The following is a 26596-nucleotide window of genomic DNA, read 5'->3' on the forward strand; positions in this document are numbered from 1 at the left end:
CTAGCGCGCAGCCACCGCAAGCAGGGATGTTGCGGATTTCAGCAGCAGACGCGCTGTGGGTATCTGCGTAATCGCTTTGTTGAGCGCTTTTGGCGGGGCCGCGTGCGATGGTTCAGTACACGTCGCGGCGATAGCGCCCGCTGCCCAGCAGTTCCTGTCTGACATCGGCTCCGAGGATGCAATCCAGCGTGCGGTCGAGTTCGGGTGCCATGCCGCGCAGACTGCCGCAGACGTAGATGCAGGCACCTTGATCAATCCAATGACGCAGGCGATCGGCGGCTGCGGCCAGCGCGTGTTGGACGTAATGCGGTGGCTGTGGTTGATCGCGCGAGTAGACAAGCTCCAGGCGCTCGATCCAGCCGTCCTGATGCCACTGCTGCAACTCGTCGGCATACAGCGCGTCGTGCGCGGCATTGCGTTCGCCGAACAGCAGCCAGTTGCGCCGCGCGCCGGCTGCGATGCGTGCACGCAGATGCGCGCGCAGACCGGCGATGCCGGTGCCATTGCCGATCAGCAGCATCGGCCGGTCGGGTGCGGGCGGGTGGAAGCCGGGGTTGCTGCGCAGGCGCAGCGCGATGGCTGCGCCGATCGGTGCATGGACGCAGAGCCAGCCGCTACCCAGCCCCAGGCTGCCGTCGGCGTGCCGATGCTCGCGCACCAGCAGTTCGGCATGGCCTTCCTCGGGGATGGAGGCAAGCGAATAGTCGCGATGGGGCAGGGCGGCCAAACTGCGCACCAACGCATCTGCGTCCAGTGGTGAAGTTATGCCTGTGGCTGTTCCCGTAGCTGTATCAGTGCCTTTACCTGTGTCCGTAGTTGGGTCGATTCTGACTTCGGCATCGGCATCGGCATCGGCATCGGCACCAGCACCAGCACCAGCACCAGCACCATCGCTGAGACTGGCACCGGCATCCACATCGATACCGAGAGCGGCATCGGCATCGATGGGAAGTTGTGCGCCGCCGAGCCAGTCGCGCAGGCGGCGGCCGTCGATCTGCTGCGCGCCATCGTAGTGGTTACGCCGCAGCCAGGACTCCACCGCATCCGGGGCGTGACGCGGTGCGATCTCCGCGATATCGCCTGCGCTCCACTGCGGCAACGCGCCATCGCATGGCGTCAGGCGCAGCCGGTAAATCGGCGCACCCGCACTGCCGGGATTGACGTGGACACGTTCGCATAGCTGCCAGGTGGTGTAGGTGGGCAGGCTCCAGTCGGGTTGCGTCGCGAGTGCGGGCGCCAGTTCCGCCAGACGGCGTTGCCAGTGCTGCAGGGCGTTGGGGTCAGCGTTATCGACCTCGATGCGTTCAAACAGGCGAGTGGCGCCGCGCGCCTGCAGGCGATCGTCGAGGCGCCGGCCGAACGCGCAGTAGTGCGCGTAACCACGGTCGCCAAGCGCCAGCACTGCGTACTGCACCGCCGTCAGATCCTGCGCGTGGTCGGCACGCCAGGCGCGCTCGGCGGCCTGCACATGGTCGGGCGCATCGCCTTCGCCGGTGGTGCTGACGATGCACAGCAGCCGCGGCACGCGTGCGAGTTGATCGCTATCGACGGCTTCGATCGGCAGCGCATGCGCGCCGACGCCGGCCGATTGCAGCGCGGCAACGCTGCGTTGCGCCAGCTCACGCGCAAATCCGGTCTGGCTTGCCCAGACGATCAACACGCCGCTGGCGTCTGCGCGTTGTGCGCCGACGCGCTTGCGGGCACGCAGCAGCACGACCGCACACAGGCCCAGATACAGCGCCAGGCCGAGTGTGGCCAGTTGCCAGCGATGCGGCGTGGGTGCGCTCCACCATGCGCCCTCATGCAGGCCGGCTAGCCAGCCGACGATGACCGCAAGCGCCAGCAGAACCAGCCCGTTGCCCAGCCACACGCGTGAGGCGGCGCTGCTCATGACGCGGACAGGTGGCGTTCGAATGCCGGGCTCATGGATTCGAGCAGGATGCCGTCCTTGCGTGCAAGGAATCGCACGGCCAGGTCCGCCTTGCGCGCATGGGCAAGACCGGCATCGGCGCCAAGCACGGTCATCGCGGTGGCCCAGGCATCGGCCTGCATCGCATCGGGCGCGATTACGGTGACCGCCGCAGGGGCATGCGGAACGGGCGCGCCGGTGCGTGGGTCGAAGGTGTGCGTGTAGCGTGTGCCGTCGGCATCGAAGCGGTGCCAGCGATCGCCGGAGGTGGCGACCGCCAGACCGTCCAGCACCAGCACGCGTGCCGGCAGCGCGCTGCCGGCATCTTCGTCGGGGGCGGATTCGACCAGCACGCGCCACGCGCTGGCATCGGGCTTGCGTCCGTAGCCGAACAATTCGCCGCCGACCTCGATCAATGCACTGTCGATACCCGACTGCAGCAATGCGCGATGCACGCAGTCCACACCGAAGCCCTTGGCGATGCCGGACAGATCCAGCGCCGCTGCGCCCGGCTGCAGCACCCGCCTGCCATCCAGCTGCAGGCGTTGCCAGCCGCAACGCAGGCTCGCCAATGCGATCGCCTGCGCTTCCGGCACACGCCGGCGCGTGCCGGCGGCGCCGAAGCCCCATAGCTCGACCATCGGGCCAACCGTGGGATCGAAGGCACCCTCGCTGGTCTGTGCGATCTCCAATGCTGTGCTCAGCACTGCGTGGAATTCGTCGGGCAGGTGGTGCCAGCTGCCCGACGGTGCGCGGTTGTAACGGCTGATATCCGAATCGACCTCCCAGGTACTCATCTGCGCGACCACGCGATCCAGCGCGGCCTGGATGCACGCATGCAAGGGGTGCAGATCGCGTCCGCGCGGCGCCACCAGCTTCACGCTCCAGGTGGTGCCCATGCTGCGGCCGCCGAGCGTGGCAATGGCGTGGTCGGCGGAAGACGATGCGGGCATGGACGGGTCTTATGAGGATGGGGCGGCAGGATGCACGCTGTGTGCGCTCCTGCCGCGTGCCGGCAGATTACTGCGGCAATACTTCCAGGGTGGCGACATAGCCCAGGCGGCGCTGCTTGGCCTGCGGCAGCGAGGTCTTGGTGTCTTCGGTAGTGGTTTCCAGCCAGTACATGCCCGGCTCCGGCCAGGTCACGCTGAAGCCGCCCTTGGCATCGGTTTTGAGCTTGATCTCGTTCTGCGCATCGCGATAGCGGGTGCCGCCGCGCACGATCTCGATCTCCAGCCCGGCGGCCGGTTTGCCATCCAGCTGCAGCGTGAATTGCGCCGCTTCGCCGGCAACCAGATCGTTGGGATGGGTCACCGGAATCAACTCGATGCCCTTGCCGGCGGGCTTGAAGACCGTGGTGGTCGGCGCACCGCGGGTGACGAAGGTCTCCACCCGATTGAAGGACTGCGAGACCTGCAGATCCTGCGCGTTCTTCGGCACCTCGGTGGCGAAGCGGGTTTCGTCGCCACGCCAGCGCTTGGGCTTGCCGTCTTGCTTCCAGCTGGCGAACAGGCCGGCGTTGACGATGCTCAGCTTGTAGGTGCCGGGCTGGGTGAGCTGCAGGTCGAACACGCTGCGATACTTGCCGGTGGCCGGATTTTCCGGCTTGAGCGCGCTGCCATCGGGCGCGGTGATGCTCAGGTTGTCCAGGCGCAGCGGCACGTGGTTGAAGTAGAACAGGTCGTTGGACACCGCTGCATCCACGGTGATCCACGGCGCCTCACCGGCGATGACGGTCTGCGACGGCAGCAACCAGGCCTTGTGGGCGAGTGCGCTGAGCGGCAGTGCGGCGAGCATGGCGATCAGGACGAGCGAACGTTTCATGACAACTCCTTGAAGGACGATGAGGACGGTGGGTCACGTGTCTGATCAGCGCGCAGGTATAGCGCTGCGTGGATGCGTGGGAAGCGAATGTGTCTGGCAACGCGATGCACTGCGCACTTGCGCCGTGGCCGGCCGCGGACGCTGCGCGCGGCCGCCACCAGCAGGCAATGCTCAGGGTTTTGCGACCAGGCTGATGGCGCCGAGCTCGCTGCTGCCGCTGGCCTTGGCGGTCTGCGCAGACTTTGCCGGCCAGGTAAAGGGCACCTTGACCAGCTCGCGGCCGCCGACCTCGCGCGCGGCTTCCACCACCAGCGTGTACTGGCCGGGCGGCAGCGACTTCAACGCGCCCTTGGTGTCGGAGAACGACAACGCATGCGCGCCGGCCGGACGGGTGGGGCCGGTGACGCCGTCGACCGGCACCTCGAGGGTGCGCCCGCTCTTGCGCCACCACTGGCGCAGGTCCGGCAGCCACTTGGTGCCGTGGCCTTCGGCGGTGTCCTTGGATTGATACCAGACCGCCAGATTGGCGGCGACCTTCTGGTCCGCACCTTCCAGCCAGATCGCCACGTACGGGCGGTGATATTCGGCGACGTTGAGCTTAGGGATCTCGACATTGATGTCGAGCGTGGCGGCGTAGGCCGGCATGGCGAGCAGGCCGCTCAGGGCGATGGTCAGGGTGGCGCGCATGATCGTCTCCGGTAGGAAAAAGTCAGTGGATCAACAGCAGGGCGAGCAGTAACGGAATCAGCAGACCCAGGCCGACCAATGGCCAGGTCATGCGGCGCTGGCGCGCATGCAGATGCAGCAGGAACAACCCGGTGATGCAGAACACCAGGCAGGCGACGGCGAACACGTCGATGAACCAGCCCCAGGCCGGCCCGGCATTGCGTCCCTTGTGCAGATCGTTGAGATAGGCGATGGCGCCGCGCCCGGTACGCTCGTATTCGATCGCGCCGGTGCTGCGGTCCAGGCTCAGCCAGGCATCGCCGCCAGGACGCGGCAGCGCCAGATACACCTCGTCGGCCGACCATTCGCCGGCACGCGTGCCGATGCTGATGTCCAGCTCACGCCCCAGCCATTGCGCCACGCGTGGCGGCAGCGGGGCATCGCCTTCTTCGCGGTTGCCCAGGGACTTGAGCAGGGCCGGCGGCAGCGTGAGCGTGCGGTGTGCGGTCGAAGGGCTGGCTTCGATGCGCGCGGCATGGTTCAAGGTCAGCCCGGTGATGGCGAACAGCAGCATGCCGATCAGGCACAGCGCCGAACTGATCCAGTGCCATTGATGCAGCATGCGCAGCCAGAAACCGCGGCGTTGCTGGGAGGTGGCAAGAGTGTCGTTGGAGGTCGCCATGGCGCGCTCAGGCCACATCCACTGCGAGCGACGGCTGCAGGTGCGATTGCCGCGCGGCCACTTCGCTCAGCAAGGCGCGCAGACGTGGCTGCGTTGCACCCGCCAGCAGCGGTGTGAGCTGTTGCAGAAAGCCGGCATGCCCGCCGGCGATCGCACGGCGCATCCATCGCTCGGCCTGATCGATGTCGCCGGCGTCTGCGAGCAAGGTCGCGTAACCGGCCTGGCCGCGGAAATCGCCGGCTTCGGCAGAGCGGCGGTACCAGTGGCGCGCGGCGACCGGATCGGCAGCGCAGGCCAGGCCCTGGTCGAGATAGCGCGCCACAAAGTTCATCGATTTGGCATGTCCGCGTTCGGCGGCGGTGCGATACAGCGCCAACGCCTGCGCGTGGTCCTGCGCCACGCCGCGGCCGGAGCCGTACAGATGGGCGAGGTTGTACATGCCCCAATCCAGCCCATGCTCGGCGGCGCGGCGGTACCACAGCGCCGCCAGCACCTCATTGCACGCGGTGCCGAAGCCCAGTTCGTGGCAGCGCCCCAACTGGTTCATCGCTTCCGCATGCCTGGCATTGGCGGCCACCTCGTACCACAGCATCGCCATGGCCGGATCGGCGGGGATGCCGCGGCCTTCGGCGTAGAGCTGGGCGAGCAGCAGTTGCGCGGCCAGATCCTGGCGCTCGGCGGCCTTGCGCAGCAGCGCGACCGCGCGATCGGGCTGTGTGTGCAGCAGCTCGATCAGCTGCGCCGGGTCCAGTGCGGGCTCAGACATCGGCCCATTGCCGCAGCAGGTTGTGATACACGCCGGTGAGCTGGATCAGCGACGGATGGCCGGGGGTGTCCTGGGTGAGCCGCCGGATCGATACATCCAGTTCGAACAGCAGGCGACGCTGCGCATCGTCGCGCAGCATGCTTTGGGTCCAGAAGAAACAGGCGACACGCGCGCCGCGGGTCACCGGCATCACCCGATGCAGGCTGGTGCCGGGATAGATCACCAGGTGCCCGGCCGGCAGCTTCACCGACTGCGTGCCGTAGGTGTCTTCGATCACCAGCTCGCCGCCGTCGTAGCTGTCCGGGTCGCTGAGAAACAAGGTAGCGGAGACATCGGTGCGCACGGGATCTGCGCCGCCGCGACTGCGGTCGTAGCGGATCGCATTGTCGACGTGGTAGCCGAACGATTGCCCGCCGCTGTAGCGATTGAACAGCGGCGGATAGATGCGCCGCGGCAAGACCGCCGAAAAGAATGTACTGCTGCGTGAGAGCGCGTCCAGTACCAGCGCGCTGGCCTCGCGTGCAATGGCGCTGTCTTCGGGCAGTTGTGCATTGTCCTTGGCCTGCGCCGACTGATGGCCGGCGGTGATGCGGCCGTCCGCCCAGTCGGCCGCGTCCAGCCGCGCGCGCAGCTCGGCGAGCTGGGCGGTGCTGAGAACATCGGGAATGGGCAGCAACATGCGGTGGTCTCCACGCCGCCCGCGTCGTGCGGACGGCGTGCCAGTGGGTCAGAAACTGAAGGTGGCGCTCAACACCGCCGAGCGGCCTTCGCCCGGAAGTGCCCAGCCACTGCCGGCGGTGGCGGTGCCGGCCGCATTGACGGTGAGGTTGTTGCGCACGCTGGTGTAGTACTCCTCGTCGAACAGGTTGTTGACGTTCAACTGCAGGCTGAGCCAGTCGTTGACGCGCAGGCCGACCATCGCGCGGTGCACCCAGTAGTCGTCGGTCTTGCGATAGGCCGCGGCCGAGGCGTTGTTGGGATAGAAACCGCCCTGATAGGTGACGCCGTAGCCGAAGGTCCACTGATTGAGCGTGTAGGTGGTCCAGATGTTGCCGGCATTGCGCGGGGTCTGCACCAGGTCGCGTCCGGCCACCGGGTCGCCGGTGAGGCTCTCGGTGCGGTTGGACACGCTCTGCAGCACTTCGCTGTCCAGGAAGGTGTAGTTGGCGAAGATCGACCAGCGGTCGGTCAGGTAACCGGCGGCGCCGAGCGCGATGCCGTCCACGCGTGCCTTGCCATCCAGCACCTGCTCGGGGATCAACGGATCGCCGCTGTTGACCTTGTAGTTTTTGCGCTCGTTGCGGAACAGCGCAGCGGTCAGTGCCAAGCGCTGGTCCAGCACGTCCCACTTGCCGCCCAGTTCGATGTTGACCGCCGTCTCCGGTTCGACATTGCAGTTGGCACCGGCCGTGGCCGTGGCGATCGGCGTGCACGAGCCGTTGACCGAGGCCTTGGACGGCGTCTTGCTGTTGGCGTAGGACAGATACAGGCTGGCGTTCTCAGCCGGCTTGAATACCAGGCCGGCACGATACGAGAACAGGTCCTCTTCGCTGCCGGCCGGGAAGCCCGCGCTCACACCGGTGACGTTGCCGGCGGCGTTGACGGTGTAGGTGGTGCTGTCGCCTTCGTTGTGCTCGTAGCGGCCGCCGAGGTTGAGCATCCACTGTTCGTTGAACTGCAGCGTGTCGAACAGGTACACCGCCTGATTGGTCAGGCTGCCCTTGCTGCGCCCGGTGCGGAAGTAATTCTGCGGGCCGGTCCAGATGTTGTACGGATTGTCGAAGGACTGCACCGGGTAGGTGATGCCGGTGGTGGAGCCATCGGCATTGCGGAAGGTGGTGCCGCTATTGAGTTCGAAATCTTCCTTGCTGAAGGCCACGCCTGCGACCACACGGTGCTCGATGGCGCCGGTATGCAAGGTAGCGGTCAGGTCGGTCTGGCTGTGCGCGATGAAGTTTTCCGTCTCGCGGACCAGGCCGCGGGGGCCGCTGTTGGGGTTCCAGCTGGCCGCCGGCTGGCCGACGCAGGCGCGGCCGGTGTACGGGTCGGTGCCGTTGGGCAGGCACCAGGTGCCCTGCGGTGCGGTGGCATTGGTGGTCTGGTCGACGCGCTGCACGCGCGCCAGGCTGCGCAGTTTGACGTTGTCGTCGAAATCCATTTCCAGCACGCCGGTCAGCATGTCCACGTCGATTTCCTGACGCGAGGTATTGCGGTAACCGAAGAAGGTTTCCGGGTCCACGCCCGGCAGCGGGCCGTCGTTGAACGGGCTGAGTGCGAACGGCACGCCGTACTGCGGCAGGTTGTTGTCGTGCTGGTGCAGGTAGCTCAGGGTGAAGCGGGTATCCGAGCCCAGGCCGAACGCCACCGACGGCGCAAAGCCCCAGCGATGACGGAACTCCTCGTCGCGTCCCGGCACGTCCTGGGTGTGGCCCATCGCATTCAGGCGCACGGCGGTGCCGTTTTCGAAATCGTAATTGCTGTCGGCGGTCAGCCGGCCATAGCGGTCGCTGCCGCCACCGACCACGACGTGGCTGAAGTCGCCCTGGCCGGCGGTCTTGGTGACCAGATTGATGTTGCCGCCGACCGAGCCGGCGCCGGACATCGCCGAGTTGGCGCCGTTGATCAGCTCCACCGCTTCCAGGTTGAAGGTGTCGCTGCGGCTGTACTGCGCACTGTCGCGCACGCCATCGGTGGTGATGTCGCTGCTGGCGGTGAAGCCGCGCAGGTTGATGCTGTCGCCATAGCCACCGCCGCCTTCGCCGGCGCCGAAGGTGATGCCGGGCAGGGTGCTCAGCACATCGCGCAGCGACAGCAGGTTCTGCTGGTCCATGGTCTGCTTGGTGACCACGGTGATCGTCTGCGGCGTGTCGCGCAGCACCTCGGTGTACTTGGGCGAGGACGGCTTCTGCGCGCGTTCCTGCTGCACCCGGATGGCGTCCAGATCGACCGCGCCCGGAGGCGCCGGCGCATCGCCAGGCTGGGCGAGGGCAGGAGCGGACAGCGTCAGCAACACGGCCGAAGTGAGCGGGGAAATCCTGGGAGTCATGAGGCGTCTCGAAGAAGAAAGAGAGGCTCCGGCCTGGCGATGGCTCGGCGGATGCGGGATGGGAAGGCGGATCGGGGAATGCGTGCCCGCTAGCCGGAGGCGGCCAGTCGGCCCGACCAGTCTCCGGACACGCACAGGCGCTGCGCAGCAAGGCGCATGCGGGGCAGGATCGGGAAAAAAGTGTCGAACAGAGCTGGGCGCATGGGGATCGCAGGGCAGGCCAGTTGTTAAGAAGGCCTGAAGGGCTGCGATCTTAAATGCAAATCATTCTTCTTTGCAATCTTTGTCGGCTGGCGCCATGCACGGGGGCAATCGCGCTGGCTGAGGTGCCAGGCCATTGCGGCGATCGACGCGGCATGGGGCACCGCGCGGTTTGCGCCTGGTGGTGGGCCAAGGTGTTGCTTGCAAGGCTGGTCGCTCGCTGGCGTGGCAGCACGTCTTCGTCCTGCGGGGCGCGGATCTGCGCACGCCGGGCACGCGCCGAACGGGACGGGACTGCGGATTAGCGTCCTGAGCGGTCTGCGCTCATGGCGACCGTGTCACCCACGGGTCCGGCCGGTGTCAGCGGTCGTCGCGAGTCCAGATGCCGCCGTGTTCGCGCTTGACCGGGAACTTGGGCACCGCGGTGTAGGCCGGTGCGCACAGCGGGCGGCCGTCGCGGATGTCGAAGCGGGCGCTGTGCAGCAGGCACTCGATGCTGCCTTCTGCCGGGTCGAACGTACCCGGCGACAATTCGTAGTCTTCGTGGCTGCAGCGGTCTTCCAGCGCGTACAGCTCGCCGTCGAGGTTGAAGATGACGATCGGGGTGTCGGTCACCTCATCCCAGACGGTCTGCAGTTCGCCGGGCAGCAGCGCCTCGCTGGCGCAGACGAAGGTCCAGGTGTCGCTCACGGCGCTGCGCCGCCAAGCGGTTTTTCCAGCACCTCGAAGCGCAGGTCCTGGCGCAGCGGCACGCCGAAACGCGCGTCGCCATACGGGAACGGTTTGAAGACGCCGGTGCGGCGGTAACCGCGTCGCTCGTAGAACGCGATCAGCTCATCGCGGATGTCGATCACCGTCATGCGCATCACCGGCAGCTGCCACTCGGTGTAGGCGATACGCTCGGCCTCGGCCAGCAGCGTCTTGCCCAGCCCGCCGCCCTGCAGCGAGGGATCCACCGCAAACATGCCGAAGTAGCCGGCACCGTGGTCGTCGGCAATATGCGCGCAGGCCCGCAGGCGCCCGTCCTGTTCAACCAGCAGCACCAGGCTGCGGTCGCGCAACAGGTCCTCGCGCAACACCGCAGGATCGATCCGCGCGCCGTCGAGAAAATCGGCCTCGGTGGTCCAGCCAACGCGGCTGACATCGCCGCGATAGGCCGAGGTCACCAGCGACACAAGGGCGTCGATGTCGTCGACGGTGGCGGTACGGAAGGTGGTGGTCTGCATGGGGAGCAGTTTAGCGGGAGTCGGGATTGGGGATTCGTAAAAGCGCGAGAACGCTGTTTCTTGCACCGTGTCGGGTGTCCGGATTGGGACGTTGCGCTGTGTCTTGCCATGGGCACGTGCGCCAACGCACGGAGGTCTGGCGCACGCGCTGCAAGGCGGCGAAGGGGTCTTCCGAATCCCTAATGCCGAATCCCCAATCCCCGCCGTCAACCCAGCAGGCGACGCACCTTCACCAACGCAGCAACGAAGCGCTCGATCTCGTCATGCGTGTTGTAGAACGCCAGCGAGGCACGGCAGGTGGCGGCGACGCCGTAGTACTGCAGCAGCGGGTGCGCGCAGTGCTGGCCCGAGCGGACCGCGACGCCTTCCAGGTCGAGCAGGGTGGCCAGGTCGTGGGCATGCGCGCCTTCGATCAGGAACGACACCACCGCGGCCTTGTCCGGCGTAGTGCCGAAGATGCGCAGGCCGTCGATGCGCTGCAGCTCTTCGGTGAAATGCGCCAGCAGCTCGGCTTCGCGCGCTTCCACGTGCGCCAGCCCGACCGACTCCAGGTAATCGACTGCCGCGCCCAGGCCGATGAAACCGGCGATGTTGGGCGTGCCGGCTTCGAACTTGTGCGGGGCATCGTTGAACACCGTGCCCTCGAAGCTGACTTCCTTGATCATCTCGCCGCCGCCCAGGAACGGCGGCATCGCCTGCAGGTGTTCGCGCCGCGCCCACAGCGCGCCGGTGCCGGTGGGCCCGCACATCTTGTGGCCGGTGATGGCGTAGAAATCGCAGCCGATGCCGGCCACGTCGATACGCCGATGCGGCGCGGCCTGCGAGCCGTCCACCACGGTGACGATGCCGCGCTTGCGCGCCTCGCGGCAGATCTCGCGCACTGGATTGACCGTGCCCAGCACATTGGACACATGCGTGATCGCCAGCAGCTTGACCTCCGGCGTCATCGCCTTGCGCAAGGCATCCAGATCCAGCGCGCCGTCCGGGGTGATCTCGGCCACGCGGATGCTCGCGCCGGTGCGTTGCGCCACCAGTTGCCACGGCACGATGTTGGCGTGGTGCTCCATGCGCGAAATCAGGATCACATCGCCGGCGCCCAGGCGCGGCAGCGCCCAGGAATAGGCCACCAGATTGATTGCAAAGGTCGTGCCGCTGCACAGCACCAGTTCGTCGGCACGCACGTTGAGAAAGCGGGCGAGCTTGCTGCGCGCGCCTTCGAAGGCGTCGGTGGCCTCGGTGCCCAGCGCATGCACCGCGCGGCTCACATTGGCGTTCTGACGGCGATAGAACTCGTCGGTTGCGGCGATGACCTGCAGCGGCTTCTGCCCGGTGTTGGCGTTGTCGAAATAGATCAGCGGCTTGCCATGCACCTGCCGCATCAGCAGCGGGAAATCCGAGCGCACGCGCTCCCAGTCCGGCGCGGCCAGTTGCGTGGCGGCGGGCGCGTTCATGCCACGCCTGCCGAGGCCAGTGCGCGGTCCAGCTGCAGCGCCAGCACCGCAGTCAGCGCGGCGGGGAGCACGCGCAGCGGCTCGTGGCAGAACGCCGCGCTCAACAGGCGCTGCGCCTCGGCCTGCGGCAGGCCGCGCGAGCGCAGATAGAACAAGGCATTGTCGTCGAGCTGGCCGACGGTGGCGCCATGCGCGGCCTGCACTTCCTCGGCATCGATCACCAGCACCGGCTGAGTGTCGATCTCGGCGTTGGCCGACAGCAGCAGATTCTTGTTCGACAGCCGCGCGTCGGTGCCATCGGCGCCCGGGCGGATGTTGATGCCGCCGTGGAAGACCACCCGGCTGCGATCGGCGCCCACGCCGCGCCAGACCAGCTCGCAGGTGGTGTCGCGTGCGATGTGCGCGATGCCCAGACGTGTATCGACATGGCGGCGGCCGTTGCCGAGCAGCACGCCATTGGCGGTGAGCTGGGCGTTGTTGCCTTCCAGGCGCACGTTGAGCTCGTGGCGCGACAGGTTGGCACCCAGTTCCAGGTCCACGCGCTGGTAGCGCGCATTGCGCGCCAGCACCGCATCGGTGCGTAGCAGCGACGTTGCGTGCGCGCTGTCGGCCTGCACGCGCGCATGCGACAGCACCGCATCCTGGGCCAGATGCACATGCATCAGACTGTTGTGCAGATGCGCGGCATCGCCGACATGCAGGTGGTGCTCGACCACGTTCAGTGCCGCGCCGGCACGCAGTTCGATCAGGTGACGGTGGTGCCAGGACAGGTCGTGCTCGCCGGCCACGCCGATGAAGACCAGATGCAGCGGCGCCTCGATCTGCGCGCCGTCCTGCACGCGCACCAGTACGCCTTCGTCGGCAAGCGCAGCGTTGAGGCGCGCAAAGATTTCATCGCTGCCTTCGAAACGGCGGCCGAGCAACTGCTGCGCCTCGTCGCCGGCGGCCAGCGACGCTGACAAAGTGTCCAGCTGCACGCCGTCCGGCAGTGTCGACAGGTCGCTCAATGCGTCGGACGGGCGGCCGTTGACGAACACCAGCCGCGGCGACGGGATCTCGTCCAGCAGCGCGGCATCGATCAGCGTCGGCACCAGCGGCGCGGGCTGGAAGCTGCGCCGCTCCAGCTGCCGCAGCGAGGTGTACTTCCAGGCTTCGGCGCGCGGGCCGGGCAGGCCGGCCTGCAGCGCGGCATCGAGTTCGACCCGGCGCGCATCGTTACCGCTGAAGCCGCGGGCGAGGGATTCCAGCAGGGCGCTCATCAGGCAGCCGCCTCGGGCACCACGCGGTCCTTGAGGAAGTGGTAGCCGTGCTTTTCCAGCTCCAGCGCCAGTTCCGGGCCGCCGCTCTGCACGATGCGGCCTTCGGCCAGCACATGCACCACGTCCGGGGTGATGTAGTCGAGCAGGCGCTGATAGTGGGTGATCACCAGGAACGAACGCTCCGGCGAGCGCAGCGCGTTGACGCCGTCGGCCACGCTCTTGAGCGCATCGATGTCCAGGCCCGAATCGGTCTCGTCCAGGATGGCGAGCTTGGGCTCGAGCACGGCCAGCTGGAAGATCTCGTTGCGCTTCTTTTCGCCACCGGAGAAGCCTTCGTTGACGCCGCGATGCAGCAGCTCGTCCTTCAGATGCAGCACGGCCAGCTTCTGCCGCACCAGCTTGAGGAACTGCATCGAGTCCAGCTCGTCTTCGCCACGCGCCTTGCGCTGCGCATTGAGTGCGGCACGCAGGAAGTAGGTGTTGTTGACGCCGGGAATTTCCACCGGGTACTGGAAGGCCAGGAACAGGCCGGCGGCGGCGCGTTCTTCCGGCGGCAGCTCGAGCAGGTCCTTGCCTTCGAACTGCACGCTGCCGGCGCTGACCTCATAGCCGTCGCGCCCGGCCAGCACGTTGCCCAGCGTGGATTTGCCCGCGCCGTTGGGGCCCATGATGGCGTGCACCTGGCCCGGCTGGATGTCCAGCGACAGGCCCTTGAGGATGTCTTTGCCGGCAATGCTGGCGTGGAGGTTGTTGATCGTAAGCATGGGATTGGTTATTCGAAATTTGGGATTGGTAACAGCAGAAGAGCCAGGATGGCAGGGAGCGGGACGTTGCGAATCTCCAATCTCCAATGCCGAATCCCTGCAGGCAGCGTCAGCCGACGCTGCCTTCCAGCGAGACTTCCAGCAGCTTCTTGGCTTCCACCGCGAACTCCATCGGCAGCTCGCGGAATACCTGCTTGCAGAAGCCGTCGACGATCAGCGACACCGCGTCTTCCTGGCTGATGCCGCGCGCGCGGCAATAGAACAGCTGGTCGTCGCTGATCTTGGAGGTGGTGGCCTCGTGCTCGACGGTGGCGCCGGGATTCTTCACCTCGATATAGGGGAAGGTGTGCGCGCCGCACTGCTTGCCGATCAACAACGAGTCGCACTGGGTGTAGTTGCGCGCGCCGTCGGCATTGCGGTCCACCTTGACCAGACCGCGATAGGTGTTCTGTCCGCGGCCTGCACTGATGCCCTTGCTGACGATCTTGCTCTTGGTGCGCTTGCCGATGTGGATCATCTTGGTGCCGGTGTCGGCCTGCTGACGGTGATGGGTCAGCGCCACCGAGTGGAACTCGCCGACCGAGTCGTCGCCGATCAGCACGCAGGACGGATACTTCCAGGTGATCGCCGAGCCGGTTTCGACCTGGGTCCAGGTGACCTTGCTGCGCGCGCCACGGCATTCGGCACGCTTGGTGACGAAGTTGTAGATGCCGCCGCGGCCTTCCTCGTCGCCCGGGTACCAGTTCTGCACGGTCGAATACTTGATCTCGGCATCTTCCAGCGCCACCAGCTCGACCACCGCCGCGTGCAGCTGGTTTTCATCGCGCATTGGCGCGGTGCAGCCTTCCAGATACGACACGTAGGCCTTGTCCTCGCACACGATCAGGGTGCGCTCGAACTGCCCGGTGTGGCCGGCATTGATGCGGAAATAGGTGCTCAGTTCCATCGGGCAACGCACGCCCGCAGGAATGAACACGAAGCTGCCGTCGGAGAACACCGCCGAGTTGAGCGCGGCGAAATAGTTGTCGCCGACCGGCACCACGCTGCCCAGATACTGTTTGACGATCTCCGGATGTTCCTTGATCGCCTCGGACATCGAGCAGAAGATCACGCCCTTTTCGGCCAGTTCCTTGCGGAAGGTGGTGCCGACCGAGACCGAGTCGAACACCGCATCCACCGCCACGCCGGCCAGCCGGGCGCGCTCGTGCAACGGCACGCCGAGCTTGTCGTAGGTGTCGAGCAGTTCCTTGGGCACGTCGTCCAGCGAGGCGTACTTCGGGCCCTTGGGCGCGGAGTAATAGCTCAGCGCCTGGAAGTCGATCGGCGAGACCTTCAGCTTCGCCCATTCCGGCATCGGCATCTTCAGCCAGTGGCGATACGCCTCAAGACGCCAATCGGTCATCCATTGCGGCTCGTCCTTCTTGGCCGACAAGGCACGGATGACATCCTCGTCCAGGCCGGGCGGGAGCGAGTCCGATTCGATCTCGGTGATGAAGCCGGCGTCATAGCGTCGGCCCAGCCGTTCGATAATTTCGGCATTCTGCGGGGGTGCAAGTTCGGTGGCCATCGGGCTGCCTACAGGGTCAGGTGGTCGCGACGCGTGCGGCGATGGAACGCCGACGGCTGTCGCCAGGGAGAGAGAGGGGCTGCAACATCTGTGCGAGCGTGACGCGACGCAATGCATCGCCGACCACGTCGTTGATCAGGCGCCAGTTGGAACGCACCCCGCATGTCTGCGCGATGCCGCACTGGCTGTGGTCCTGGCTGCATTCGGTGATCGCCAGCGGGCCTTCCATCGCCTCGACGATTTCCACCAGCGTGATCTCGCTGGCCGCGCGCGCCAGCCGGTAGCCGCCGTGCACGCCGCGCAGCCCTTCGACCAGGCCCGCCTGCGATAGCGGCTTGAGGATCTTGCTCACGGTCGGCGCTTCCAGGCCGGCCTGCTCGGCAAGTTCGCTGGCGCTGAGCACCTGGCCGCAGCGCGCTGCCAGCACGGTCAGCACGACGGTGGCGTAATCGGTGAGTTTGGTGACGCGCAACATGAGGAAGGCGATAAATCCTAAAGCGGACCGAAATTGTACGCTTTTAGCCAGGGCAGGGCCACCTGCCTGGTTCAGCCGCCGGCAAGCAGCAGCCGTTGCGGGTACTGCTGCGCTTGTGCTTGGCGCATCGTCGCACTGCAGTCACAATGAGCGGCCCCATCACTGGACCCCTTCATGTCGCGCAAAGTTGCCGCCCGCAAGTCACGTATCCACGGCAATGGCATGTTCGCCCTCGCCGCGCTCCGCAAGGGCGAGCGCATCATCCAGTACAAGGGGCGCCTGCGCACGCACGCGGAAGTGGATGCCGATGACACCGGCGATGTGGAGAGCGGCCACACCTTCCTGTTCACGCTCAGCGACGACTACGTGCTGGATGCCAATTACGAAGGCAATGTCGCGCGCTGGATCAACCACAGCTGCAACCCCAATTGCGAGGCGGTGATCGAAGAAGCCGAGGGCGACGACCGCAGCAAGGACAAGATCTTCATTGAGGCCAAGCGCGCGATCAAGGCCGGCGAAGAGCTCACCTACAACTACGGCATCACCCTGGCCGAGCGGCATACGCCGCGTCTGAAGAAGATCTGGGCATGCCGCTGCGGGTCGAAGAACTGCACCGGCACGATGCTGCAGCCCAAGCGCTGAGCAGCAGTGTCCTGGCGCCGCACTGACGCGGCGCACACATCGATTCACTCGTGCGCAACAGGCGCACGCCTAGCGTGCGGGCTTCTTTTCAGTAAGGAGCTCCCGCATGTCGTATTCGCTCTCCGGCAAGACCATCGCAGTGCTGGCCACCGATGGCTTCGAACAATCCGAACTCATTGAGCCCAAGCGCCTGCTGGAATCCTGGGGCGCCAAGGTCGATGTGATTGCGCCCGGCGACGCTGCGCAGATTCGCGCCTGGAACAAGACCGATTGGGGCGATTCGGTGCCGGTGGACCAGCGGCTGGATCAGGCCAAGGTCGACAGCTACGATGCGCTGGTGCTGCCTGGCGGGGTGCTCAACCCCGACACCTTGCGCGGTGACGCCAAGGCGATCGTATTCATCCAGGCCTTTGCCAGTGCCGACAAGCCCGTTGCGGCGATCTGCCACGGCCCGTGGCTGCTGGTGGAAAGCGATCTGGTTCGCGACCGCGACGTCACCTCGTGGTCGTCGGTCAAGACCGACCTGCGCAATGCCGGCGCACGCTGGCAGGATGCGGAGGTGGTTGTCGACGGGTCGCTGATCACCAGCCGCAAGCCCGACGATATCCCGGCCTTTACCGCTGCAGTGGCCAAGGCCCTGGTGGCCTGATCGGTCCCTTGCAACGTTGAGATGAAAACAAAGGCCCGGCGTGGTGATGCCGGGCCTTTGTCTTGATCCGAGGGCCGCTTGCGCAGATCGGCGCGACGGCATGACGGCGTGTTTCAAGCCATGCGTCGCAACTGGCGCGTCAGCCTATTTCCCGGACAGTGCAGCGGCCGGCACCAGCTGCTCGATGTTCTGGTTGAAATTCACCGCGACGCGGCCGTTCTGGATGCCGACCGACTCCACCTGCACATTGCCCATCACCGCCGCGATGGCCGGATCGATGCGATAGATCGGCTCCTTGCGCGCGTAATCGGCCAGCCAGGCATTGAGCAGCTGGCGGGTGCTGTGGTCGAGTTTTGCACCAGCGTTGGCCGGCCGGAAATCATCGATGGTGGGCTGATCGAGATAAAAGCCCTGCTTGGCCGTGTCGTAGCGCAGTGCGCTGGTCAAGGTCACATTGCCGACCGGTGCAGGCGCGCCGCCGGCAGTGGCGAGCGCCAGGTCGAAGGCCATCTTGAGCCGGTCGCCCGGCGGCAGCGATAGTGCCGGATTGCTGACCGTCATCTCGACCAGGCCGCCCAGTGCATCGTGCGTCTGCGGGAAGCGGCCACCCAGGAATTGCTGCAGGTCGCTGCCCTGTACGCTGATCTGGTGTCCCTGGATCTGCGGGGTCGCCCACGCGCTGGTCGTGGGTAGCGCCAGAGCGAGGGCAAGCATGGATCCGGCAAGCGAACGCAGTTTCATCGGGTGACTCCGGCAACAGGTGCGATCACCTTAGTCGGTGCCGGTGAACCGTGGGTTAGCGCAATACCGGGTGCAGGGTGGCCGAGTAGATCTCCCAGTCGTCGCTGCCGCTGCGCGGCTGCAGCCGGTAGGCGCCGACCAGGCGTTGAGTGCCGGTGTCGGTGCGCACGATCAATTGCACAGGCACTTCGATCCGGCGCGGGGGCTGTTCCTGATCCAGTGCGATGGGCGCGTCGTTATTGATACGCATCGACTGGATATTGCCGATACCGCGCAGCGCCGCATCGTCCGGCACCGGGGCAGGACGACCGCCGCTCCACAGTGCATCGGCATCGCCACGTGCCGCACCTGGCAACGCGCCCAGGTATCGCTGCACGGTCGCGCTTGCTTTGGCGAAGTTGGCGCGCGCAACCGCATCGTCAGGGGTGGCATCGCTTGCGGGTCGTGCGGGCGTGTTGTCTGTGGTGGCGGTAGTCGGCGTTTGCGTCGCCGCGTCAACGTGCGAGGACGCTGCCGCGTTGCCCGTTTCTTTGTCAGCGCTGCGATGGCAACTGCAACCGGCGATTGCCGTTGCCAGCATGACGATCCCCAACCCACGCATGGCGCATCTCCCGTCCCCGATGCGCGCAGTGTAGCGGTCGCCGCGACGCCGGTCTCAGGTGCCGGCGGCCGGTTGCACGCGTTGCAGGCGTTCCAGCAGCAACTGCAGTTTTGGCCGCAAGGCCTCCAGTGCATCGCTTGGCTGCGCGCGCGGGCGGGCGGCCAGGTCTTCCAGCAGCTGCGAGCCGACCGTCAGCGCCGCGCATTCGTCGCTGCTCAGATCGCGTCGCAGGTGCAGCTCCTCGAGCAGCCGCATCCAGTCGGCCCGCGAGCGCTGTTCGAATTCGATGGTGCAGCGATCGCTGCAGGGGCGGCCATCGCTCTCGATGGGCGTGACCGTAATGCGATAGCGTTTTCGGGACATGGAGAGGGCGTCGTTCCTTGGGCTGACTCCACCATAGGCGTAGCCAGCAACGGCCTCGATAGCTCAGGCCATGACGCAGTGTTCCAGCATGCTCACTGTGCCGGCTGTGGCACGGGTTTGCGCAGCAGCGGCAGTGGATCGTACGCACCGTTGCGCCCATAGACACCATAGTGCAGATGTGGCGGCGTGCCGCGCGCGTTGCCGGTGGTGCCGACCATGCCGAGCGCTGTGCCGGGCTCGACGACATCGCCAACGGCCAACCCGGCGGCCCAATCGTCCAGGTGCGCGTAGTAATGGCGCTCCATCGCCGGCCCGAGCACCCAGACCTGCTTGCCGCCCAGGCCTTGATCGCGGATGGCGCTGACCACCCCGCGTGTTGCGGACAGCACCGGCGTGCCGCGCGGCGCGAAGATATCCACGCCGGCATGGCGTCGGTCGCGACCGCGCGGTGCGCCGAAGGTATCGGCGATTCGGCGCGCCTGCACGCCTTCGACCGGAACCGACAACTGCACGGGTGGCGGCATGCGCGACAGCTCCCAACTGGTACGCAGTTGTTCGGCGACCGGCAACTGCCATGCCCAACGCGCGGCCACACCCAGGGCGCACAGCAGCGCAATCGACACCAGCAGCCGGCGCAGGCGGCGCGCGGGGCTGCGGGTTGCCGATGACGGCGGTGTGGGTGGGCGAGGAGACGACGGATCGGTCACATGCACCTGCTGCGTTGCAAATCAGCGTACAGGGTAGGCAAGCGGCGATGAGCGGCATGTGGGGAGTGATGCGGGCGGTCACGCGCGCGCACAAAAAAGACGGCCCGCAGGCCGCCTTCGTGACAACGCAGGCGTGCTCGATTAGAGCGCGGCGTCCTTCAACTTCTTCAGCAGGCGAGCCTTGACCTTGAAGCTGGCCGGCTTCGCTGCAAAGGTCTGCTCTTCCTTGGTGAACGGGTTGATGCCCTTGCGCTTCGGCTTGGCCGGCACATGGACGCTGGTCAGCTTCAGCATGCCCGGCAGGGTGAACGAGCCGGCGCCCTTCTTGCTCAGCGACGAATGAGCGGCCGATTCCAGCGTCGCCAGAACAGCGCGGACGTCCTTCGGAGCCAGCTGGGTGGATTCGGCAATGTGCGCGACCAGGCCGGTCTTGCTCAGCGCTTCCTTGATCGGCTTCGGCGCAGCGGACTTGGCAGCAGCGGCCTTGGCCGGCTTTGCGGTCTTGGTCGCGGCGACCTTTTTCACTGCCTTCTTGGGGGCAGCCTTCTTAGCGGCGGTTTTTGCCATGAGTTATGTGTTCCGTGATCGTTGGTGGTGTTGGGTCTGCCGACCCAGTCGGCAACGCGAAATGTAGGGCAACTGCTGCGCGCCGCCAATAGGGAAACGATGAAACAACCGAAAAAAAGCGTCTTTTGACGGGGATTCGTTCACCGGCGGCAGAAAACCTCCGCGAAAGCGCTGTCCACACGGCTACGAGGCGCAGGGCGATGCGGTGTCTGACGCATAGCAGCAGATCGTTTGCGCGAAGCCGTGTGTGCGTTTTGCATCGAGCTCGCCGCTGAGGAGTGGCTACGGCGTGCAGCTGGCGGTGGCGTTCGCTGCCGCGATCAGCGTTGCTGCGTGGCTACGCCTTGCAGGAGACGTCTGGCGTCGCCGGCTGTTGGTGCGTGTTCCTGAGGCCTTGTTTTGATCCGTCGACCCGCTGCGTTCGCGCTGTTGCTGCCATCTGCGCCAGTCACGTGCGCCGGGTTTTTTCCTGCACCTGGCAGGCGCCGATGCGCGACGTGTCGTGACGGTTCCACTGCACGGTCGCCGTGGCACTCCCGCGCGCGGCACGGCCGGCCGCTGCAAGACATTCCTGCTTTGGACGATGTCCCGTCACCGGTCGACTAATCATTGGCCGCCGACAGGCTACGGCCGCGCTCGGTCGCTGCGGCAATCGCCTTGGCGGTGAGCGCTTCGAACTGGCCGGCCTGAAATGTCTCGATTGCCGCCTGCGTGGTGCCGTTGGGCGAGGTCACCCGGCGGCGGAGCAGCTCCGGTGCTTCGCCCGATTCGGTCAGCATGCGCGAGGCACCGAGCAGGGTCTGCAGCACCAGCGTGCGTGCGGTGTCGGCTGGCAGGCCTTGCGCCTGCGCGGCGGCTTCCATCGCTTCGGCCAGCAGAAACACATAGGCTGGCCCGCTGCCGGAGACCGCGGTCACCGCATCCATCTGCGCCTCGTCGTCGATCCAGACGGTGACGCCGGCGCTCTCCAGCAGGCCGGTTGCCTGCGCGCGTTGCGCGTCGGAGACGCGTGGATTGGCATACAAGCCGGTGACGCCGGCACCGAGCAGGGCGGGTGTGTTGGGCATTGCGCGCACCACCGCAAGCTCGCCGCCGGACCAGCGCTCCAGCTGCGGAGCGGTGATGCCGGCGGCGATGGACAGCAGCAGCGGCTGCTGCGCCTGCGCAAGATCGGCCAGCTGCGCGCATACCGCTGGCAGCACCTGCGGCTTGACCGCCAGCACCCAGATGGCTGCGCCGTCCACGGCGCTGCGCGCCTGCTCCACCGCATGCACGCCGAAGTCGCGCGACAGCGCATCGCGCAGTTCGGCCACCGGCTCGGCGACGCGGATGCTGGCCGCGGGCACGCCTTGGCGGATCAGCCCGGCAATCAGGCTGCGCGCCATGTTGCCGCCGCCGACGAATGCGGTGATTGCAGCGGAAGGCGCGGGCGAGGAAGGCAGAGTCATTGCGACACCTTAAGTAAGAGGAAACGGCGATGCGCTACGCGAGGCCGATCGGGACGGACGGTCAGGATGCTGCAGCAGCCGACGAGCCGCGTTCGCCGAACAACGCAGTCCCGACCCGCACCATGGTCGCGCCGGCCGCGATCGCTTCGGCAAAATCCGAGCTCATGCCCATCGACAAGGTATCCACCTGCGGGTAGCGGTGCTTGAGTTCTTCGAACAGTGCCTGCATGCGGGTAAACGCTGCCATGCGGCGCGCCTGCTCGGGGAATGGCGCGGGAATCGCCATCAGGCCGCGCAGTTGCAGCCGCGGCTGCAGCGCGATGGCCGCGGCCAGGCCGTCGACCGCCTCCGGCGCGCAACCGTGCTTGCTGTCCTCGTCGTCGATGTTGACCTGGATCAGCACATTCAAGGGTGCGCGACCGGCCGGGCGGTGGTTGGCCAGCGGCGCGATCAGCTTGGCGCGGTCCACGGTCTGCACCCAGTCGAACCACTGGCTGGCCAGTTCGGCCTTGTTGGATTGCAGGTGGCCGATCAGGTGCCACTCCAGGCCGAGCGTCTGCAGTTGAGCAATCTTGCTTTGCGCTTCCTGCACGTAGTTTTCGCCGAATGCGCGCTGGCCCTGCGCCGCCAACGCGGCAACCGCATCTGCCGGCCGGGTCTTGGACACCGCCAGCAGGCGCACATCGGCGCGCGCGTGCCGAGCCGCGGCGGCGTGGATGGCATCGAGAATCTGCTGCAGCGACGAAGCCGGCACGTTGCAATCCAGTCGGGAAAGGAACGCTATAGTGCCGCCCCCGGCTGCGTCCTTCCAGCCGGCGCGTCGGATCGGGCCGGCGATGACGCTGCAGTGGCGCCAGCCCGCGCCGAGCCTGCCCACAGGCGGGGCGAGCTGGCGATCGGCGCGGCGCTGGCCCAGGCAAGGACCGTGCCCGCACCGCGTGCCCAAACCAACGCCTTCAGGCGCGCCCGACGGCGCCGGCCTGAACCGGCCGCGCGCCGCTTCCCGCCAGCAGCCAGAACGCTATACTGCCGCTCGGGGAGTACCTTCCAATCGCAGCCTAGGGGAAAAGCAGCGCATGGATATCGCTGAACTATTGGCGTTTTCCGTCAAAAACAAGGCATCGGACCTGCATCTGTCGGCCGGCTTGCCGCCGATGATCCGTGTCGATGGCGATGTCCGTCGCATCAATATTCCGGCCCTGGACCACAAGCAGGTGCACGCGCTGGTCTACGACATCATGTCGGACAAGCAGCGTCGCGATTACGAGGAATTCCTCGAGGTCGACTTCTCGTTCGAGATTCCGTCGCTGGCGCGCTTCCGCGTCAATGCGTTCAACCAGAACCGCGGCGCCGGTGCGGTGTTCCGCACCATTCCGTCCGAAGTGCTGACGCTGGAGGACCTGGGCTGCCCGCCGATCTTCCGCCAGTTGATCGACCAGCCGCAGGGTTTGATCCTGGTCACCGGCCCGACCGGTTCGGGCAAGTCGACCACGCTCGCCGGCATGATCGACTACATCAACAAGAACGAATACGGCCACATCCTCACGGTCGAGGATCCGATCGAATTCGTGCATACCTCGCAGAAGTGCCTGATCAACCAGCGCGAAGTGCACCGCGATACGCACGGCTTCAACGAAGCGCTGCGTTCGGCGCTGCGCGAAGATCCAGACATCATCCTGGTCGGCGAATTACGCGATCTGGAAACCATCCGCCTGGCGCTGACCGCCGCCGAAACCGGCCACCTGGTGTTCGGCACCCTGCACACCAGCTCGGCGGCCAAGACCATCGACCGCATCATCGACGTGTTTCCGGCCGGCGAAAAGCCGATGGTGCGCTCGATGCTGTCCGAGTCGCTGCGCGCGGTGATTTCGCAGGCGCTGCTGAAGAAGGTCGGCGGCGGACGCACCGCGGCCTGGGAAATCATGGTCGGCACCCCGGCCATCCGCAACCTGATCCGCGAGGACAAGGTGGCGCAGATGTATTCCTCGATCCAGACCGGCCAGCAATACGGCATGCAGACGCTGGACCAGCATCTGCAGGACCTGGTCAAGCGCAGCCTGATCACGCGCAACCAGGCACGCGAGTACGCCAAGGACAAGCGGATATTCGAGTAGCCGGGATTCGGGATTCGGGATTGGGGGTTCGCAACGGCGGCTCCCTGACCGGACCCCGCTCTTGCGAATCCCGAATCTCCCATCCCGAATCCCTGCTCCCGAGGAGCACGCCATGAGCACCATCGACTTCACCTCCTTCCTCAAGCTGATGGCGCACCAGAAGGCGTCGGATCTGTTCATCACCTCGGGGATGCCGCCGGCGATCAAGGTGCACGGCAAGATCAGTCCGATCACCCAGACCCCGCTGACCGCGCAACAGAGCCGCGATCTGGTGTTGAACGTGATGACGCCGTCGCAGCGCGAAGAATTCGAAAAGACCCACGAGTGCAATTTCGCCATCGGCGTGTCCGGGGTCGGGCGCTTTCGCGTGAGCTGCTTCTACCAGCGCAACCAGGTCGGCATGGTGCTGCGCCGGATCGAAACGCGCATCCCCACGGTGGAAGAGTTGAGCCTGCCACCGGTGATCAAGACGCTGGCGATGACCAAGCGCGGCATCATCATCTTCGTCGGCGCCACCGGCACCGGCAAGTCCACCTCGCTGGCGGCGATGATCGGTTACCGCAACCAGAATTCCACCGGGCACATCATCACCATCGAAGACCCGATCGAATTCGTGCACAAGCACGAGGGCTGCATCATCACCCAGCGCGAAGTCGGCATCGATACTGACAGCTGGGAAAACGCGCTGAAAAACACCCTGCGCCAGGCGCCGGACGTGATCATGATTGGCGAGGTGCGCACCCGCGAAGGCATGGATCATGCCGTGGCCTTCGCCGAAACCGGCCATCTGGTGCTGTGCACCCTGCACGCCAACAACGCCAACCAGGCGATGGACCGTATCATCAACTTCTTCCCGGAAGACCGCCGCAACCAGTTGCTGATGGACCTGTCGCTCAATCTCAAGGGCGTGGTCGCGCAGCAGTTGATTCCGACCCCGGATGGCCGCGGCCGCCGCGTGGCGATGGAGATCATGCTAGGCACACCGCTGGTGCAGGACTACATCCGCGACGGCGAGATCCACAAGCTCAAGGAGATCATGAAGGAGTCCACCAACCTGGGCATGCGCACCTTCGACCAGAGTCTGTTCGAGCTGTACCAGGCCGGTGAGATCAGCTACGAAGACGCGCTGCGCTACGCCGACTCGCAGAACGAGGTGCGCCTGCGCATCAAGCTGTCGCAGGGCGGCGACGCCAAGACCCTGGCGCAGGGCCTGGATGGCGTGGAGATCGCCGAGGTTCGCTGAGCGCCTGCAGGAGCGCGGCACGCCGTGGCGGATGGCCGGGCGTGCATGGAGGCGGGATGGCCTGCGTCGGCTTCGCTGCAGCGTCCTGCGTACAGCTGTTTCGCACGCGATGCCGGCGGCGGGCGCCGCCATGGCCGATGACCGTGCAACGTCGCAACGCACGCGTGGGGTGATGTTTCAGATGTAACCAGGCGGGCCGATAGTGTCTAATATCCGCACCCCACCGCAGTGCCCAGCCCGTGAGCCTTCCCGATTCCGATCTCCGTCCGGAGCAACAGCCGTTGCCCGACGACGGCACAGTGATGACTTCCGGTCCGTTGACGCCGCCACCGGATTCGGCCGGCACCCCGGCCGACGATCACGCGTTTCACCACTCGGTGGCCGAGGACGTGCAGGGCATGGTGCTGGCGACGCTGGTGGCTTCGCTGGGCCTGGCGATCTTCGCCAAGGGCGGCCTGATGATCGGCGGCATGGCCGGCGTGGCGTTCCTGCTGCATTACGCGCTGCACTGGAACTTCGGCCTGGTGTTCGTGCTGGTCAACCTGCCGTTCTATTGGCTGAGCGTGCGCCGCATGGGCTGGGAATTCACCCTGAAGACCTTTGCCGCGGTAGGCGCCTGCGGTGCGCTCACCGACCTGCTGCCGCGCTGGGCCGATTACGCGCACATCAGCACGCTGTTTTCGGCGATCGTCGGCGGCGCGCTGGCGGGCCTGGGCATCCTGTTCTTCATCCGCCACCGCGGTAGCCTGGGAGGCATCGGCATCCTGGCGGTGTACCTGCAGCGCGAACGCGGCTGGAGCGCCGGCAAGGTGCAGATGAGTTTCGATGCGATGCTGATGCTGGTCGCCTTCAGCGTCCTCACCCCGGACAAGGTGCTGTACTCGGCGCTGGGTGCGTTGATGCTGAGCCTGGTGCTGATGTTCAATCACCGCCCGCATCGTTATATGGGCGTTTGATCCAACGCGTTACCTGAAGCCCTTGGTGCCGCTGCGATCGGCAGCGGCACCCATCACGCCGGAGCGGCAAATGCGCATTGCCACCGCAACTGTGCGCAGTACAGCTCCCCGCCGGCGTCTGCTCGCTGACGTAGCCGCTAGGCCTTGCCGTGCTGCAGCCACGGCGGCGACAGCGCCTGGATGCGCTTAAACACCGGGCAATCGGCATGGTGCGCGCCGGGCAGGTAGCCCAGGCTCATAAGGAACTCGCCGGTGATCTCGCCGCCGGTGAAGCGGAAGGTCTTCTTGAACAGCTTGACCCAGGCGGTTTTGTCGAGCGGATGCTGTGCATCCAGCCATTGCGCGAAACTGCCGTGCGAGGCGCGTAACTGCTGGATGACCTGCGCATTGTGGATGGCGGCCAGCACCTTCAACCGGTTGCGGATGATGCCGGCATCGCCGAGCAGTCGCGCAATGTCGCTCTCGCCATAGGCGGCCACCGTGTCCACGTCGAAGCCGTCGTAGGCGCGCTGGAAGTTGCTGCGCTTGCGCAGGATGGTTTCCCAACTCAGCCCGGCCTGATTGATCTCCAGCACCAGGCGCTCGAACAGCTCGCGCTCGTCGCGCTGCGGGAAGCCGTATTCGTGGTCGTGGTAGTGCCCGTGGACCGGATGGCCCGGGGCGATGCTGCAGTAGCCGCTCATGAGATGCCTGTTGATAGGTGGAGCAGGTGTAGGTGGACCAGCGGCC

General features: G+C 66.2%; 28 protein-coding genes. 5 read left to right on the top strand and 23 right to left on the bottom strand.

The window, feature by feature from the left end; genetic code table 11:
- Positions 1–112 precede the first annotated feature (112 nt).
- The 15 genes from GGR73_RS11055 to GGR73_RS11125 all read right to left on the bottom strand — a co-directional run bounded on the left by GGR73_RS11055 (position 113) and on the right by GGR73_RS11125 (position 15836).
- Positions 113–1891, bottom strand: a complete 1779-nt coding sequence (locus GGR73_RS11055) for a sulfite reductase subunit alpha (protein ID WP_184456905.1) — start codon at positions 1889–1891, stop codon at positions 113–115.
- Complete coding sequence (locus GGR73_RS11060) at positions 1888–2862, bottom strand: FAD:protein FMN transferase (protein WP_184456907.1); 975 nt, start codon at positions 2860–2862, stop codon at positions 1888–1890. The genes GGR73_RS11055 and GGR73_RS11060 overlap by 4 nt, the downstream gene beginning before the upstream one ends.
- Before the next feature lie 67 nt (positions 2863–2929).
- Positions 2930–3733: a DUF4198 domain-containing protein gene (locus GGR73_RS11065; RefSeq protein ID WP_102581294.1), complete on the bottom strand. Its 804-nt coding sequence runs from the start codon at positions 3731–3733 to the stop codon at positions 2930–2932.
- Between the two features lie 171 nt (positions 3734–3904).
- Entirely contained in the window at positions 3905–4420 is a 516-nt protein-coding gene (locus GGR73_RS11070; protein ID WP_039519819.1) for a DUF2271 domain-containing protein, read from the bottom strand.
- Positions 4421–4442: 22 nt separating this feature from the next.
- On the bottom strand, positions 4443–5081 hold the full coding sequence (locus tag GGR73_RS11075; protein WP_184456909.1) for a PepSY-associated TM helix domain-containing protein: 639 nt from the start codon (positions 5079–5081) through the stop codon (positions 4443–4445).
- Positions 5082–5088: 7 nt separating this feature from the next.
- Positions 5089–5847, bottom strand: a complete 759-nt coding sequence (locus tag GGR73_RS11080) for a tetratricopeptide repeat protein (protein ID WP_184456911.1) — start codon at positions 5845–5847, stop codon at positions 5089–5091.
- Positions 5840–6526: a Fe2+-dependent dioxygenase gene (locus GGR73_RS11085; RefSeq protein ID WP_054591444.1), complete on the bottom strand. Its 687-nt coding sequence runs from the start codon at positions 6524–6526 to the stop codon at positions 5840–5842. The genes GGR73_RS11080 and GGR73_RS11085 overlap by 8 nt, the downstream gene beginning before the upstream one ends.
- 48 nt (positions 6527–6574) lie before the next feature.
- Complete coding sequence (locus GGR73_RS11090; RefSeq protein WP_184456913.1) at positions 6575–8893, bottom strand: TonB-dependent siderophore receptor; 2319 nt, start codon at positions 8891–8893, stop codon at positions 6575–6577.
- Positions 8894–9454: 561 nt separating this feature from the next.
- Entirely contained in the window at positions 9455–9784 is a 330-nt protein-coding gene (locus GGR73_RS11095; protein WP_024938766.1) for a non-heme iron oxygenase ferredoxin subunit, read from the bottom strand.
- Positions 9781–10320: a GNAT family N-acetyltransferase gene (locus GGR73_RS11100; protein ID WP_102581297.1), complete on the bottom strand. Its 540-nt coding sequence runs from the start codon at positions 10318–10320 to the stop codon at positions 9781–9783. The genes GGR73_RS11095 and GGR73_RS11100 overlap by 4 nt, the downstream gene beginning before the upstream one ends.
- 206 nt (positions 10321–10526) lie before the next feature.
- Entirely contained in the window at positions 10527–11771 is a 1245-nt protein-coding gene (locus GGR73_RS11105; protein WP_102253733.1) for a cysteine desulfurase, read from the bottom strand.
- Positions 11768–13030 carry a Fe-S cluster assembly protein SufD gene (sufD, locus tag GGR73_RS11110; RefSeq protein WP_184456916.1) on the bottom strand — a complete coding sequence of 421 codons (1263 nt, stop codon included), beginning with the start codon at positions 13028–13030 and terminating at the stop codon, positions 11768–11770. Before sufD ends, GGR73_RS11105 begins: the two co-directional genes overlap by 4 nt.
- Complete coding sequence (sufC, locus tag GGR73_RS11115) at positions 13030–13794, bottom strand: Fe-S cluster assembly ATPase SufC (protein ID WP_054591439.1); 765 nt, start codon at positions 13792–13794, stop codon at positions 13030–13032. Before sufC ends, sufD begins: the two co-directional genes overlap by 1 nt.
- Before the next feature lie 109 nt (positions 13795–13903).
- Positions 13904–15361: a Fe-S cluster assembly protein SufB gene (gene sufB, locus GGR73_RS11120; protein WP_024938771.1), complete on the bottom strand. Its 1458-nt coding sequence runs from the start codon at positions 15359–15361 to the stop codon at positions 13904–13906.
- A 16-nt stretch (positions 15362–15377) separates the two neighbouring features.
- Positions 15378–15836: an SUF system Fe-S cluster assembly regulator gene (locus GGR73_RS11125; protein ID WP_016902345.1), complete on the bottom strand. Its 459-nt coding sequence runs from the start codon at positions 15834–15836 to the stop codon at positions 15378–15380.
- 174 nt (positions 15837–16010) lie between these two features.
- Here GGR73_RS11125 and GGR73_RS11130 point away from each other — a divergent pair, with 174 nt between their 5' ends.
- Both GGR73_RS11130 and GGR73_RS11135 read left to right on the top strand, forming a co-directional pair.
- Positions 16011–16478: an SET domain-containing protein gene (locus tag GGR73_RS11130; protein ID WP_016902346.1), complete on the top strand. Its 468-nt coding sequence runs from the start codon at positions 16011–16013 to the stop codon at positions 16476–16478.
- Between the two features lie 106 nt (positions 16479–16584).
- On the top strand, positions 16585–17127 hold the full coding sequence (locus GGR73_RS11135; protein WP_184456918.1) for a type 1 glutamine amidotransferase domain-containing protein: 543 nt from the start codon (positions 16585–16587) through the stop codon (positions 17125–17127).
- A gap of 144 nt (positions 17128–17271) precedes the next feature.
- Here the strand turns inward: GGR73_RS11135 and GGR73_RS11140 are convergent, their stop codons facing one another.
- The 7 genes from GGR73_RS11140 to GGR73_RS11170 form a co-directional block, all read right to left on the bottom strand.
- Positions 17272–17868, bottom strand: coding sequence for a DUF1439 domain-containing protein (locus tag GGR73_RS11140; RefSeq protein ID WP_016902348.1), 597 nt, complete (start codon positions 17866–17868; stop codon positions 17272–17274).
- Between the two features lie 55 nt (positions 17869–17923).
- On the bottom strand, positions 17924–18244 hold the full coding sequence (locus GGR73_RS11145; protein ID WP_080639692.1) for a hypothetical protein: 321 nt from the start codon (positions 18242–18244) through the stop codon (positions 17924–17926).
- Between the two features lie 279 nt (positions 18245–18523).
- Positions 18524–18832: a DUF3861 family protein gene (locus GGR73_RS11150; RefSeq protein WP_024940752.1), complete on the bottom strand. Its 309-nt coding sequence runs from the start codon at positions 18830–18832 to the stop codon at positions 18524–18526.
- Positions 18833–18924: 92 nt separating this feature from the next.
- Positions 18925–19545 (bottom strand): M23 family metallopeptidase, encoded by a 621-nt coding sequence (locus GGR73_RS11155; RefSeq protein WP_167709251.1) that lies wholly within the window; start codon positions 19543–19545, stop codon positions 18925–18927.
- A gap of 135 nt (positions 19546–19680) precedes the next feature.
- Positions 19681–20106 (bottom strand): HU family DNA-binding protein, encoded by a 426-nt coding sequence (locus GGR73_RS11160; RefSeq protein ID WP_026064288.1) that lies wholly within the window; start codon positions 20104–20106, stop codon positions 19681–19683.
- Positions 20107–20708: 602 nt separating this feature from the next.
- On the bottom strand, positions 20709–21554 hold the full coding sequence (gene proC / locus GGR73_RS11165; RefSeq protein WP_039519851.1) for a pyrroline-5-carboxylate reductase: 846 nt from the start codon (positions 21552–21554) through the stop codon (positions 20709–20711).
- Between the two features lie 61 nt (positions 21555–21615).
- Positions 21616–22308, bottom strand: coding sequence for a YggS family pyridoxal phosphate-dependent enzyme (locus GGR73_RS11170; RefSeq protein WP_184433983.1), 693 nt, complete (start codon positions 22306–22308; stop codon positions 21616–21618).
- A 322-nt stretch (positions 22309–22630) separates the two neighbouring features.
- Between GGR73_RS11170 and GGR73_RS11175 the strand changes: the two genes are divergently transcribed.
- The 3 genes from GGR73_RS11175 (at position 22631) to GGR73_RS11185 (ending at position 25867) form a co-directional block, all read left to right on the top strand.
- Positions 22631–23668, top strand: a complete 1038-nt coding sequence (locus GGR73_RS11175) for a type IV pilus twitching motility protein PilT (RefSeq protein WP_003489919.1) — start codon at positions 22631–22633, stop codon at positions 23666–23668.
- 112 nt (positions 23669–23780) lie between these two features.
- The gene (locus tag GGR73_RS11180; RefSeq protein ID WP_016902355.1) at positions 23781–24911 is read left to right on the top strand and encodes a PilT/PilU family type 4a pilus ATPase; all 1131 of its coding nucleotides are present in this window, start codon (positions 23781–23783) and stop codon (positions 24909–24911) included.
- A 281-nt stretch (positions 24912–25192) separates the two neighbouring features.
- The gene (locus GGR73_RS11185) at positions 25193–25867 is read left to right on the top strand and encodes a YitT family protein (RefSeq protein WP_024940756.1); all 675 of its coding nucleotides are present in this window, start codon (positions 25193–25195) and stop codon (positions 25865–25867) included.
- A gap of 137 nt (positions 25868–26004) precedes the next feature.
- Here GGR73_RS11185 and GGR73_RS11190 read toward each other — a convergent pair whose 3' ends face one another.
- A complete protein-coding gene (locus GGR73_RS11190) occupies positions 26005–26550 on the bottom strand; it encodes a DNA-3-methyladenine glycosylase I (protein WP_184456920.1) in 546 nt (181 codons plus the stop codon).
- Between the last annotated feature and the right edge of the window lie 46 nt (positions 26551–26596).

It is taken from the genome of Xanthomonas sp. F14, from assembly GCF_014199865.1.

Excerpts from the sequence above, each read along its gene's own strand:
- GGR73_RS11055 (WP_184456905.1), bottom strand. The coding sequence starts at position 1,891 with ATGAGCAGCGCCGCCTCACGCGTGTGGCTGGGCAACGGGCTGGTTCTG.
- GGR73_RS11060 (WP_184456907.1), bottom strand. The coding sequence starts at position 2,862 with ATGCCCGCATCGTCTTCCGCCGACCACGCCATTGCCACGCTCGGCGGC.
- GGR73_RS11065 (WP_102581294.1), bottom strand. The coding sequence starts at position 3,733 with ATGAAACGTTCGCTCGTCCTGATCGCCATGCTCGCCGCACTGCCGCTC.
- GGR73_RS11070 (WP_039519819.1), bottom strand. The coding sequence starts at position 4,420 with ATGCGCGCCACCCTGACCATCGCCCTGAGCGGCCTGCTCGCCATGCCG.
- GGR73_RS11075 (WP_184456909.1), bottom strand. The coding sequence starts at position 5,081 with ATGGCGACCTCCAACGACACTCTTGCCACCTCCCAGCAACGCCGCGGT.
- GGR73_RS11080 (WP_184456911.1), bottom strand. The coding sequence starts at position 5,847 with ATGTCTGAGCCCGCACTGGACCCGGCGCAGCTGATCGAGCTGCTGCAC.
- GGR73_RS11085 (WP_054591444.1), bottom strand. The coding sequence starts at position 6,526 with ATGTTGCTGCCCATTCCCGATGTTCTCAGCACCGCCCAGCTCGCCGAG.
- GGR73_RS11090 (WP_184456913.1), bottom strand. The coding sequence starts at position 8,893 with ATGACTCCCAGGATTTCCCCGCTCACTTCGGCCGTGTTGCTGACGCTG.
- GGR73_RS11100 (WP_102581297.1), bottom strand. The coding sequence starts at position 10,320 with ATGCAGACCACCACCTTCCGTACCGCCACCGTCGACGACATCGACGCC.
- GGR73_RS11105 (WP_102253733.1), bottom strand. The coding sequence starts at position 11,771 with ATGAACGCGCCCGCCGCCACGCAACTGGCCGCGCCGGACTGGGAGCGC.
- sufD (WP_184456916.1), bottom strand. The coding sequence starts at position 13,030 with ATGAGCGCCCTGCTGGAATCCCTCGCCCGCGGCTTCAGCGGTAACGAT.
- sufC (WP_054591439.1), bottom strand. The coding sequence starts at position 13,794 with ATGCTTACGATCAACAACCTCCACGCCAGCATTGCCGGCAAAGACATC.
- sufB (WP_024938771.1), bottom strand. The coding sequence starts at position 15,361 with ATGGCCACCGAACTTGCACCCCCGCAGAATGCCGAAATTATCGAACGG.
- GGR73_RS11125 (WP_016902345.1), bottom strand. The coding sequence starts at position 15,836 with ATGTTGCGCGTCACCAAACTCACCGATTACGCCACCGTCGTGCTGACC.
- GGR73_RS11130 (WP_016902346.1), top strand. The coding sequence starts at position 16,011 with ATGTCGCGCAAAGTTGCCGCCCGCAAGTCACGTATCCACGGCAATGGC.
- GGR73_RS11135 (WP_184456918.1), top strand. The coding sequence starts at position 16,585 with ATGTCGTATTCGCTCTCCGGCAAGACCATCGCAGTGCTGGCCACCGAT.
- GGR73_RS11140 (WP_016902348.1), bottom strand. The coding sequence starts at position 17,868 with ATGAAACTGCGTTCGCTTGCCGGATCCATGCTTGCCCTCGCTCTGGCG.
- GGR73_RS11150 (WP_024940752.1), bottom strand. The coding sequence starts at position 18,832 with ATGTCCCGAAAACGCTATCGCATTACGGTCACGCCCATCGAGAGCGAT.
- GGR73_RS11160 (WP_026064288.1), bottom strand. The coding sequence starts at position 20,106 with ATGGCAAAAACCGCCGCTAAGAAGGCTGCCCCCAAGAAGGCAGTGAAA.
- proC (WP_039519851.1), bottom strand. The coding sequence starts at position 21,554 with ATGACTCTGCCTTCCTCGCCCGCGCCTTCCGCTGCAATCACCGCATTC.
- GGR73_RS11175 (WP_003489919.1), top strand. The coding sequence starts at position 22,631 with ATGGATATCGCTGAACTATTGGCGTTTTCCGTCAAAAACAAGGCATCG.
- GGR73_RS11180 (WP_016902355.1), top strand. The coding sequence starts at position 23,781 with ATGAGCACCATCGACTTCACCTCCTTCCTCAAGCTGATGGCGCACCAG.
- GGR73_RS11190 (WP_184456920.1), bottom strand. The coding sequence starts at position 26,550 with ATGAGCGGCTACTGCAGCATCGCCCCGGGCCATCCGGTCCACGGGCAC.